Origin of the sequence: Dietzia sp. UBA5065, from assembly GCA_002415925.1 — a bacterium.
In the GTDB taxonomy this organism is placed as follows: Bacteria; Actinomycetota; Actinomycetes; order Mycobacteriales; family Mycobacteriaceae; genus Dietzia.
Genome location: DIAZ01000149.1, coordinates 1 through 10086, shown reverse-complemented (window position 1 = coordinate 10086; position 10086 = coordinate 1). Strand labels below are relative to the sequence as shown.

At 70.1% G+C, this 10086-nt stretch carries 10 protein-coding genes; 5 read left to right on the top strand and 5 right to left on the bottom strand.

Translation table 11 applies throughout. From position 1 onward, the window contains the following. Positions 1–886, bottom strand: an 886-nt coding sequence (locus B4M60_RS12270; RefSeq protein ID WP_291084329.1) for an NYN domain-containing protein, incomplete at its 3' end; no start/stop codon positions are given. Between the two features lie 99 nt (positions 887–985). Here B4M60_RS12270 and B4M60_RS12265 point away from each other — a divergent pair. Continuing rightward, positions 986–1846, top strand: coding sequence for a mycofactocin-coupled SDR family oxidoreductase (locus B4M60_RS12265; RefSeq protein WP_291084327.1), 861 nt, complete (start codon positions 986–988; stop codon positions 1844–1846). Positions 1847–1938: 92 nt separating this feature from the next. Here B4M60_RS12265 and B4M60_RS12260 read toward each other — a convergent pair whose 3' ends face one another. Further along, positions 1939–2064 carry a hypothetical protein gene (locus B4M60_RS12260; protein WP_291084325.1) on the bottom strand — a complete coding sequence of 42 codons (126 nt, stop codon included), beginning with the start codon at positions 2062–2064 and terminating at the stop codon, positions 1939–1941. Between the two features lie 211 nt (positions 2065–2275). Here B4M60_RS12260 and B4M60_RS12255 point away from each other — a divergent pair, with 211 nt between their 5' ends. Both B4M60_RS12255 and B4M60_RS12250 read left to right on the top strand, forming a co-directional pair. Next, positions 2276–3514 (top strand): fatty acid desaturase family protein, encoded by a 1239-nt coding sequence (locus tag B4M60_RS12255; protein WP_291084323.1) that lies wholly within the window; start codon positions 2276–2278, stop codon positions 3512–3514. 174 nt (positions 3515–3688) lie between these two features. Further along, on the top strand, positions 3689–4288 hold the full coding sequence (locus B4M60_RS12250; protein ID WP_291084320.1) for a TetR/AcrR family transcriptional regulator: 600 nt from the start codon (positions 3689–3691) through the stop codon (positions 4286–4288). A 7-nt stretch (positions 4289–4295) separates the two neighbouring features. Here the strand turns inward: B4M60_RS12250 and B4M60_RS12245 are convergent, their stop codons facing one another. The 3 genes from B4M60_RS12245 to B4M60_RS12235 form a co-directional block, all read right to left on the bottom strand. Beyond that, positions 4296–6845, bottom strand: a complete 2550-nt coding sequence (locus B4M60_RS12245; RefSeq protein ID WP_291084317.1) for an ABC transporter permease — start codon at positions 6843–6845, stop codon at positions 4296–4298. Next, positions 6845–7612, bottom strand: a complete 768-nt coding sequence (locus B4M60_RS12240) for an ABC transporter ATP-binding protein (protein WP_291084314.1) — start codon at positions 7610–7612, stop codon at positions 6845–6847. The genes B4M60_RS12245 and B4M60_RS12240 overlap by 1 nt, the downstream gene beginning before the upstream one ends. 90 nt (positions 7613–7702) lie before the next feature. Further along, positions 7703–8638 carry a pseudouridine synthase gene (locus tag B4M60_RS12235; protein ID WP_291084310.1) on the bottom strand — a complete coding sequence of 312 codons (936 nt, stop codon included), beginning with the start codon at positions 8636–8638 and terminating at the stop codon, positions 7703–7705. Between the two features lie 238 nt (positions 8639–8876). On the opposite strand from B4M60_RS12235, the gene B4M60_RS12230 reads away from it, so the two are divergent. Both B4M60_RS12230 and B4M60_RS12225 read left to right on the top strand, forming a co-directional pair. Continuing rightward, on the top strand, positions 8877–9773 hold the full coding sequence (locus tag B4M60_RS12230; protein ID WP_291084307.1) for a universal stress protein: 897 nt from the start codon (positions 8877–8879) through the stop codon (positions 9771–9773). Next, a complete protein-coding gene (locus tag B4M60_RS12225; protein ID WP_291084304.1) occupies positions 9770–10057 on the top strand; it encodes a GNAT family N-acetyltransferase in 288 nt (95 codons plus the stop codon). The genes B4M60_RS12230 and B4M60_RS12225 overlap by 4 nt, the downstream gene beginning before the upstream one ends. Positions 10058–10086: the final 29 nt, after the last annotated feature.

Genomic DNA, 10086 nt, shown 5'->3' with positions numbered 1-10086 from the left:
GCTGCGGCTGGTCGACCGTCGCGGGTGCCTCACGGGTCGGTCCGGTCGTCGCCTTCACCTCTGGGACGACGTCGGGACCCGCCGGAGTGTCGGAATCCTGCGCCTCGATGAGCACTGCACATTCCTGCTCGTCGGCGGCGAGTTCCTCGGCGTCCGCGGCCCGTTCCTCGTCGGCGATCGTCAGCCTGGTCTCGTCGGCGACGGAGGTCGCTGCGGCGCGATCGGATCGGAGGTCGGCCTCGACCAGCCCCACCGTGCCCGATCCCTCGGGCTCCCCGGCCTCGTCGCCGGGAGTGGCGGGCCGCTCCGACGTGAACCGCACCTTCGGCGGGATCGGCCCCTCGAGAACCCTGATCTGCATCGCATCGTGGAAGTCGGTCCGCGGATCCAGGACCGTCGTGGTGTCACAGGCGTGTCGCAGGGCCGACGAGATGGAGTCCCACCCGAAACCCACCAGATGCATGCGCACCCCGGCGTCGACCGCCACCCGGACTCCGGGGATCATGTCCGCGTCACCGGTGACCAGAACCATGTCCGAGCAGTGTCCCTTGTACGCAGCCTGGATCATGTCCGCCACGAGAAGGGTGTCCACCGCCTTCTGCGTTCGGCGATCGCCCCATTCGATCAGCTGCCCCGCCCGCAGCTGAACACCCTCGATCACCCGCAGGGTCCGCTGGTAGCGGTGAGGCCCGGAGTCCGGGATCCCGTCGTACCAGTTCTGCCTCTGCACGGGCTGGTCCACCAGACCGTGGGCGACCTGATCTAAACGGTGCACGACCGTGGCCAGCGACACCTCCAGCTGGCCTCGCGCACCCTCCTCCCACGAGTTGTAGAAGCTAGCCAGTAGATACGAGGTATCCACTAGAACAAGTGTCCGTTGCAGCATGATGATCACTACCTGTCTGTTTGTCTAAGTTGACTTCCAGCATGCCGCAGGGCGGACGACCCCGCAGGGCCCGCCACCGATCACCCGAGGAGACCCACCATGTCGAACCCTGCCATCACCCCGCCCGACCTGACCGGGCGGGTCGTACTCGTCACCGGAGCGGCTCGCGGGCAGGGCCGTGCGCACTGCGAGGCCTTCGCCTCCGTCGGTGCCGACGTGATCGCCCTGGACCTGTGCCGCGACATCGACACGGTCCCCTACGCGATGGCGCGGCCGGAGGACCTCGAGTCGACCGCGGAGTCGGTCCGGGCCCGGGGCCGGCGGTGCGTGACCGCGGAGGTCGACGTCCGGGACCTGGCCGGGATGCGGGAGTCCGTCGACGCCGGGGTCGCCGAGCTCGGGGGACTCGACTTCGTGGTGGCCAACGCCGGGGTCTCGCCGACGCCCGCCGCCTCGTGGGAACGCAGCGAGGCGGAGTGGGACACCACACTGGACATCAACCTCAAGGGGACCTGGGTCACCACGACGGTGGCGATCCCGCACATCCTCGCCACCGGCCGGGGAGGCGCGGTGGTTCTCATCAGCTCGATGGTCGGCCTGCGCGGCGCACCGTTCACCGCCAGCTACACGACCTCCAAGTGGGCGGTCCGCGGCCTGGCCAAGTCGCTCGCCGGCGAGCTCGGCTTCTCCGGCGTCCGGTGCAACTCGATCCACCCGGGCAACGTCCGGACCCCGATGATCGACAACCCGTCGATGATCGCGATGATGACCGGCGGCGAGGGGACGACCCTGGAGGACGCGGCCGAGACGTTCAGCGGCATGAACCAGTTGCCGGTGCCGTGGGTCGAGGCTTCGGCGATCGCCTCGATGGCCGTCTACCTGTGTAGCGACGCCGGCGCGGGGATCACGGGCGCGTCGATCCCCGTCGACCTCGGTGGCAGCGAGCGGTTCGGCATCTGATCCGACGAGCGCCGGCCCGCCTCTCGCGCGAGAGGCGGGCCGGCGCTGTTCTGGATCTGTCCCGTGCTAGCCGTACTGTCCGGGGAGGTCGGTCACTTGGTGGGCGCGACCGGGCGGGGCACGCTCAGGGTCGAGCCGGTGGCGCTCCACACCAGGGTCCAGAAGATGTCGACGACAGGCTGGATGGCCTGCAGGAAGATGTCGTTGGCGTTGCTCATGGCTGTTCCCCTCGGTGGTTCGATCTGCGATTCGCACTGCGGCAGTTCTGAAAAGACGAGTCGAGTCCTCGACACGCGACAACCACTATGTCGCCGCGAACCCAGCCGACGTTACACAACCGTGACATCTGCGGCAGAATCGAATCGTCTCCACTGTGACTCACACCACGAATTCTACCTACGCGACCGTAAGTTACGATACCGTAGGTTCATGGCAATCACCGACATCCCGGAATTCGCGCATCTCACCGAATCCGACATCGAGGCCCTCGGTGCGGAACTCGAGGAGATCCGTCAGGACATCATCGGATCGCTGGGCGAGCGGGACTCCGCCTACATCCACAACACGATCCGCTTCCAACGCGCACTCGAGGTGGGCTCCCGCGCGCTGTTGATGCTCGGGTCACGCAACAAGACCGCGTGGGCGATCGGAGCCGGGGCGCTGGGAGTCTCCAAGATCGTCGAGAACATGGAACTCGGGCACAACATCATGCACGGGCAGTGGGACTGGATGAACGACCCGGAGATCCACTCCACCACGTGGGAGTGGGACATCGTGGGCACCGCCGAGCATTGGAAGCAGACCCACAACTACATCCATCACAAGTACACCAACATCGTCGGCCTGGACGACGACGTGGGGTACGGCGTCCTCCGCGTCACCCGTGACCAGCGTTGGCACCCGTTCTTCTACGGGAACATCGTCTACAACGCCGCCCTCGCGCTCCTGTTCCAGTGGGGCGTGGGCATCCAGCACCTCGAGCTGGGCAAGGTGGCCAAGGGTCGCGACGACCGCCGGGAGACCATGCAGAAGGTCGGCGTGTTCGCCAAGAAGGCCGGCCGGCAGCTCGCCAAGGACTACGTCCTCTACCCGGCGCTGTCCCGCAAGGGCTGGAAGTCCACGATGACCGCGAACCTGGTGGCCAACGGCATCCGCAACGTGTGGACCAACGCCGTGATCTTCTGTGGGCACTTCCCCGACGGTGCCGAGAAGTTCACCAAGAAGGACGTCGAGAACGAGACGCAGGCGGAGTGGTACCTGCGTCAGATGCTCGGGTCCGCCAACATCACCGGCGGTCCGGTCGTCGACTTCCTCTCGGGCAACCTGTCGTACCAGATCGAGCACCACATCTACCCCGACATGTCGTCCAACCGCCTGGCCGAGGCGTCGGTCCGCGTACGTGAGGTGTGCCGCAAGTACGACCTGCCCTACGTGGCGGGCCCGCTGCCGGTCCAGTACTTCAAGACGTGGCGGACCATCGCCAAGCTGTCGCTGCCCGACCACATGCTGCGCGCCACCGCGGATGACGCCCCGGAGACGCACTCCGAGCGCATGTTCGAGGACCTGCCCAAGCCGCTCCCGACGCAGGAGGGCCGGCGCGCCGGACTGCAGACGGCGATGCGGTACAAGCGCAGCCGCCGGGCCGGCGAGGTCTCCTCGGCGGCCTGAACCACCCGGGTTCCCCGAGCGCACGCCCCGACACCGAATCAGGTGTCGGGGCGTGCTGTTGTTTCGGCGCCCTCGACGGGGAACCGGCGATAGGCTGACGCACGGGTCGGCGGGATTCGTCGACGACCGCGCTACAGCGGTCGAGCCACACGACACACGACGACGGGAGCCACTATGGAGGACCGGCGCATACTCATCGCCGATTCGGCGATCGAGGTGGTGGCCAGGGACGGTGTCCGAGCGCTCACCCACCGCGCCGTGGATTCCGAGGCTGGGCTGGCGTCCGGCTCCACCTCGTACTACTGCCGCACCCGAGCGCAGCTCCTCGCGCTCACGGTGGACCGCCTCACCTCGCTGCTGCGGGGATTCGTCGAGGTCTCCGGCATCCAGGACCTCGCCTCCTCCGACGCCGACGACCTCCTGTCGACGCTCAACCGCATGATCGACGGACTGCTGTCCGACTACCGCGGCGAGCTCGCGGCACGGTCCGCGCTGATCGTGGAGCTCACCGGCAAGCAGGACACCACCGACCTGGTGGCCGCGCTCCTCGACCCGACCGACCTCGCGGGGGCGCTCGACGCGGCCGGCCTCCGCGACCCCGCGGTCGCCGCGCTCGACCTGCTCACCGTGTTCGAGGGACTGCTCTGGGAGCGGACCATGGGGCGCCTGGCCCACGTCGAGATCGACCCCAAGCACGACGCCGACATCCTCGGCGCCGTGCTCGCGCGGCACGAGCACCGGGGTGCCCGCAACCTCTTCGGCCTGCGGCGATAGGACGCCGTCAGTCGGCGATCGCCTCGAGTGGGCCGGTCATGGCCGCCCGGTGGGCGGGCCACAGCGAGGCCAGCACCCCGACGACCGCCGAGCAGACCAGGACGATCCCGATGGTCCCCCACGGGATGGTCGTCTCGCTCAGGCCGCTGTCGGCGAGGACGGACACGAACGCCCACCCCAGGTAGACGCCGACGGCCGCGCCGATCAGCGCCCCGAACACCGCGATCTGGGTGGACTCGAGGTTGATGGTCCGCCTGATCTGCGACCGCTGCATCCCGACCGCGCGCAGCATGCCGATCTCCGTGCGCCGCTCGATCACCGACAACGCGAGGGTGTTGACGATGCCCAGCACGGCGATCACCAGGGCGAGCCCGAGCAGTGCGTAGATGATCGTCAGCAGCTGGTCGATCCCGCCGGACTGCGCGTCGATGTACTGCTGCTTGCTCTGCACGGTCGCGATCGGGGTCTCGGCGAGTTCCCCGGTGACGTTGGCCAGCACCTGGTCGGGGGACGTGCCGGGGGCCGCCCTGGCGAGCACGATCGCGGTGGAGCGGAGGCTCTCGGGGACCAGGCGGTCGTAGACGTCCATACCGGTGTAGAACTGCCCGAGGATCTGGGCGTCCTTGTACACGCCCGTCACCCGGAGCGTGGATTCGGAGCCGTCCGGCCCCACCAGCGGGACCCGCGCGCCCATGGTCCACCCCTTGTCGCGGGCGACCTCCTGCGAGACGACGAGCGAGTCGGCCCCCGGCTCGAGCGAGCCGTCGACCACGGTGGCCCGGAGCAGGTCCTCGACGGGCCCGCCGGCGGCCGCGATCGCCTGGGGCTCGCCGCCGAGACGGCCGAATCCGAAGGCCAGCCAGGCCACCTCGCCGACCCCGTCGACTCCCGCGATCTGCTCCTCGATCCCGCCGGCCAGCGGGGTCGGCGGCCCCTGGGAGGCCACTCCCTGGACGATCACGTCGGCGTTGATCCCCTGGTCGATGAGACCGCTGATGCTCTCCTTGGTCGTGGCACCGAGGGTCCCGAACGCCGCCACCAGGGTGAGCCCGAGGGTGAGCGCGAAGGCCGTCGCCGCGGTACGGCGGGTGTTCCGGCCGGCGTTGGTGGCCGCGAGCTTCCCGACGGCCCCGAAGGGCGCGCCGATGAGTCTGCCGATCCCGCCGGCGATGGGCTTGGCCAGGGCCGGCATCACGAGGAAGCTGCCCACGATGAGGGCGGCCGCACCGATGCCCACGGTGATCGCGCCGCTCTTGGTGGTGTCCTGCCAGGTGCCGATGAGGGCGAGCAGCACACCGCTGACCACGGCCATCACGCCGACCGAGGTGCGCCAGGCCCCACCCGCCTCGGTCGAGGCCGAGCCCACGCGCATGCCCTGGACTGGCGCGACGCGTCCGGCGCGGCGGGCCGGGGCCCACGCGGAGAACACGGTCACGACGAAGCCCAGCGCGAGCGGGGTGACGACCGACATCGGCGTGAGCGCCAGGGCCCCCGACGGGATGCCCAGGTCGAAGGCCTCGAGAACCGCGAAGATCGCCTTGGCCAGACCGAACCCGGCCAGCACTCCGATCGCGGACCCGATGAGGCCGGTGAGCGCGGCCTCTGCGAGCACGGACCGGGTGAGCTGCCCGCGGGTGGCGCCGATCGCCCGCAGCAGCGCCAACTCCCGCAGGCGCTGTGCGATGAGCATGGAGAAGGTGTTGTAGATGATGAACGTGCCCACGAGCAGCGCGACCAGGCCGAAGGCCACGAAGAAGTAGTTGACAAAGTCGAGGATGGTCGAGAGCTGCTCCGAGAGCTTCTCCTTGACCTCGGCGCCGGTGCTCACCGTGTACCCGGGGAACTCGGCGGCGAGGGTGTCGCGCACCTCTTCCTGGCTCACCCCGGGCGCGGCCTGCACTGCCACGTTCCTGGCGTTGACCCCGTCGGTGAACAGTTGGCGGGCGCGCTCGGAGGAGAACCCGACCCCGACGTATCCGCCCACGTCGGTCTCGTTGGCGGACGTGCCGACGACGGTGACGTCGAGCATCCCCTCGGAGGTGGTGTACACCCGCGCGGAGCCGCCGATCGCCAGACCGGCCTTGTCCAGCACCGATACGGGGAGCACGACCTCGTCCGGACCCGTCGGGGCCCGCCCCTCCGCGATCCAGCTGCTGCTCCCCACGGCCTGGTCGGGCTCGACCCACTCCAGCCCCTCCGAGGGAGCGCCCCCGGACTGGTACGGGGTGCCGTCGGCGTTGAACAGGACCACCGTGCCGGAGACGCCGGGAGTGGCCGCCTGGACGCCCGGCAGTTCGAGGGCGCGCTCGGCCACCGTGAACGGCACGCCGCCGCCACGGGGGTCCTCGGGCTCGATCATGGCCGACAGGTCCTGCGTGCCCTGGTCGAGCAGGCCGTCGAAGGTCGCTTTGAGGGTCGAGGTGAACACGAGCGACCCGGTGACGAACGCGGTGCCCAGGACCACGGCGAGCACCGAGAGCACGAGGCGCAGCTTGTGCGCGGCGATGTTGCGGAGCGAGACCCGCAGCATCGGCCGGGGGTGGCGGGTGGCTGCCATCACCGCTCCTCGAGGGCGCCCATGGCCGCCAGGATGTCGTCGGCGGTGGGATGCTCGAGCTCGCGGACCACCCGGCCGTCGGCGAGCAGCAGGACGCGGTCGGCGTAGGTGGCCGCGCGGGGGTCGTGGGTGACGATCACGACCGTCTGCTGGTAGTCGTCCGCGGCGCTGCGCAGGATCGACAGCACCTCCGCCGACGAGGTGGAGTCGAGGTTGCCGGTGGGCTCGTCGCCGAACAGGATGTCCGGCCGCCCGACCAGCGCACGGGCACACGCCACGCGCTGCTGCTGTCCGCCGGAGAGCTCCGACGGCCGGTGCGAGAGCCGGTCCGCGATGCCCAGGCGTCCGATCACCTCGTCGAACCACTCGCGGTCGATCGCGTTCCCGGCGATGTCCTGCGGGAGGGTGATGTTCTCCTCGGCGGTCAGGGTGGGGACCAGGTTGAAGGACTGGAACACGAACCCGATCCGGTCCCGCCGCAGCGCGGTGAGCTCCTTGTCCGCCAGACCGACGATCTCGGTGTCCCCGATCCGGACCGACCCGGACGTCGGCCGGTCCAGGCCCGCCATGCAGTGCATGAGCGTGGACTTGCCGGAGCCCGACGGGCCCATGATCGCGGTGAAGCGCCCGCGTTCGAAGGACGCGCTGACGTGGTCCAACGCCCGGACCTCGGTCTCGCCGTCTCCGTAGGTCATAACGAGGTCGGTGGCGACGGCTGCGTACGCCGCGCCCTCGGCTCGGTGCTGGGTCTCGGCCTGCGTGGTCATCTGCTCCCCTGGATCATGGTCGTCGTCCTAAAGCATGCAGGAGTTCGGAGCCGGTGCCGACAGGGGATTGCCCTGATTTCCGCCCCGGGCCTACCCGGGCGGCCACGACTCGAGCGTCCTGCGGGTCCTGAACTGGCGTTTCTCGGCGGACACGGGGTCTGTGAACCCGATCACCTCCGCGAGGAGTTGGAGCGGCCGGGAGAAGTCGGCGGGCCCGACCGCGCGCACCCGGGGGTAGAGGTCGTCACCCAGGATCGGCGTGCCCAGCGCGTTCATGTGCACGCGGAGCTGGTGGGTGCGCCCGGTGGTGGGCTCCAACCGGTACAGGCCGAGCCGATCGGCACCGGTGCCGCGCGCCTCGAGCAGGGTGATCCGGGTGTGGGCGTCGGGCTCGCCGTGGACCTCCGCCGCCTGGAGGATCCCCCGGGTCTTGTGGATCCGGCTGGACCGTTCCCGCACCTCGGGGGTGCCGACCGGTGCCGGCGCGACGGCCAGGTAGGTCTTGTCGACCCGTCGCGCGGCGAAGAGCTCCTGGTAGGCACCGCGGTGGGCGGGGTCGACGGTGAGGACCAGGACCCCGGCGGTGAGCCTGTCGAGCCGGTGGGCGGGCGCCAGGTCGTCCAGCCCGAGATCCCGGCGGAGCCGGACCAGCGCGGTCTCGGTGACGTGCCCGGCGCGCGGCGTGGTGGCGAGGAAGTGCGGCTTGTCGACGACGACGAGGCGCTCGTCCCGGTGCAGGATCCCGATCTCGAACGGCACCGGCACCTCGGGCGCGGGGGTCCGGTACGTCCACACGTCCATCCCCCGGCGCCGCCGCGTGGCGTCGGTGACGGGCTCCCCGTCGGCGGTGACGACCTGCCCCGCGGCCAGGGCCGCCTCGAGCTCGGCGAGCCGGTCGGGAAACCGCCTCCGGAGTTCCTCGGGGATGCTCCGGGGCCCCTGTCCGGGGTCGGCCAGCCGGATCCTGACCGGATCGACGCCGTCGCGCAGCGGCAGCGGACGGCGGGGCCGTCGGGGCTTCTGCATGTGCGGAGTGTAGTCGCTGGGCTACACTCCAATCTCGCACCACATGCCCCACCCGTCACTCGTACCCCGGGAGTTTTCATGATCGACGCCGTCGTCGACTTCTTCCTCTTCGGCCCCGGCCGCGCCGTCCTCCCGGCGTTCCAGGGCAGCTTCACCCTCGCGTACCCGTCCAACGCCCCGTTCCCGGACGAGTTGTAAAGCCCCCTCCGCCAACCGGGGGCGGCGGTACCCTCGGGGCATGGCTCATCTCGAGAATTCAGTAGTCGTCGGTATCGACGGGTCGGCGGCGTCGACCGGCGCCGTCGCCTACGCCGCCAACACCGCCGCCACGCGTGGTATCCCGCTCGTCCTGGTCACCTCTTACACCATGCCCGCGGCCATGTTCGCCGAGGGGATGATCCCGCCGCAGCCCGTCTACGACGAGCTGGAGAGGGAGTGCGTGCCGATCGTCGAGCAGGCCAGGGCCACCGCGCTCAAGGTCGCGCCGGGCATCGAGGTCTCCCACGTGATCGTCGAGGGCAACCCGTCGCAGGTCCTCATCGACTACTCCCGCCAGGCCAAGCTCATCGTCCTGGGCTCCCGCGGCCTCGGCGGCATCAAGGGCATGGTCCTCGGCTCCGTCTCGGCCTCCGTGGCCAGCCACGCGTTCTGCCCCGTCGTGGTGACCCGCGAGGACACCGACGACCTCGACCGCACCGGACCCGTCGTCGTGGGCATCGACGGCTCGGAGATCAGCGCCAAGGCCACGGAATGGGCGTTCGCCGAGGCCTCCGCCCGCAACACCACCCTCATCGCCGTGCACACGTGGATGGACCCGCAGGTCCAGGCCGCGGCCGCCGGCATCGCCCTCACCGAGGAGGACTGGAAGCAGCTCGAGGAGCAGCAGCTCGAGACCCTGTCCGAGCGGCTCGCCGGATTCTCCGACCGCTACCCCGACGTCACGATCGAACGGTTTGTCACGCGCGACCGTGCGGTCCGCGCCCTCGTGGAGAAGTCCGAGGACGCCCAGCTCGTCGTCGTCGGTTCCCACGGGCGCGGCGGCTTCACCGGCATGGTTCTCGGATCCACCAGCCGGGCGCTCCTGCAGGCTTCACCGTGCCCGGTCATGGTCGTCCGTCCGGAGTCGAACCGATGAGCGCCGGGGAGACGATCGAGGTCAGGCGCGACGCGGCCGCGGGCCGGTTCGAGATCGTGGTGGACGACGTGGTGGCCGGGTACGCCGACTACGGGGACGCGGACGGGGTTCGCACGTTCCCCCACACCGTCGTCGCGGAGGAGTTCGGTGGCCGGGGGCTCGCGGGCACGATGGTCGGCGAGGCCCTCCGGATGACCCGGGAGGAGGGGCTGCGGGTCCGCCCGGCGTGTTCGTTCGTCGCGCGGTACGTGGAGAAGAACCCCGACTCGGCCGACCTCGCCTGACCAATCCGGTAACGAATGAGCGACGTTTA

Bases quoted from the DNA above. Each gene is read 5' to 3' on its own strand.
- B4M60_RS12255 (WP_291084323.1), top strand. From the start codon at position 2,276: ATGGCAATCACCGACATCCCGGAATTCGCGCATCTCACCGAATCCGAC.
- B4M60_RS12260 (WP_291084325.1), bottom strand. From the start codon at position 2,064: ATGAGCAACGCCAACGACATCTTCCTGCAGGCCATCCAGCCTGTCGTC.
- B4M60_RS12235 (WP_291084310.1), bottom strand. From the start codon at position 8,638: ATGCAGAAGCCCCGACGGCCCCGCCGTCCGCTGCCGCTGCGCGACGGC.
- B4M60_RS12240 (WP_291084314.1), bottom strand. From the start codon at position 7,612: ATGACCACGCAGGCCGAGACCCAGCACCGAGCCGAGGGCGCGGCGTAC.
- B4M60_RS12245 (WP_291084317.1), bottom strand. From the start codon at position 6,845: ATGGCAGCCACCCGCCACCCCCGGCCGATGCTGCGGGTCTCGCTCCGC.
- B4M60_RS12265 (WP_291084327.1), top strand. From the start codon at position 986: ATGTCGAACCCTGCCATCACCCCGCCCGACCTGACCGGGCGGGTCGTA.
- B4M60_RS12225 (WP_291084304.1), top strand. From the start codon at position 9,770: ATGAGCGCCGGGGAGACGATCGAGGTCAGGCGCGACGCGGCCGCGGGC.
- B4M60_RS12250 (WP_291084320.1), top strand. From the start codon at position 3,689: ATGGAGGACCGGCGCATACTCATCGCCGATTCGGCGATCGAGGTGGTG.
- B4M60_RS12230 (WP_291084307.1), top strand. From the start codon at position 8,877: ATGGCTCATCTCGAGAATTCAGTAGTCGTCGGTATCGACGGGTCGGCG.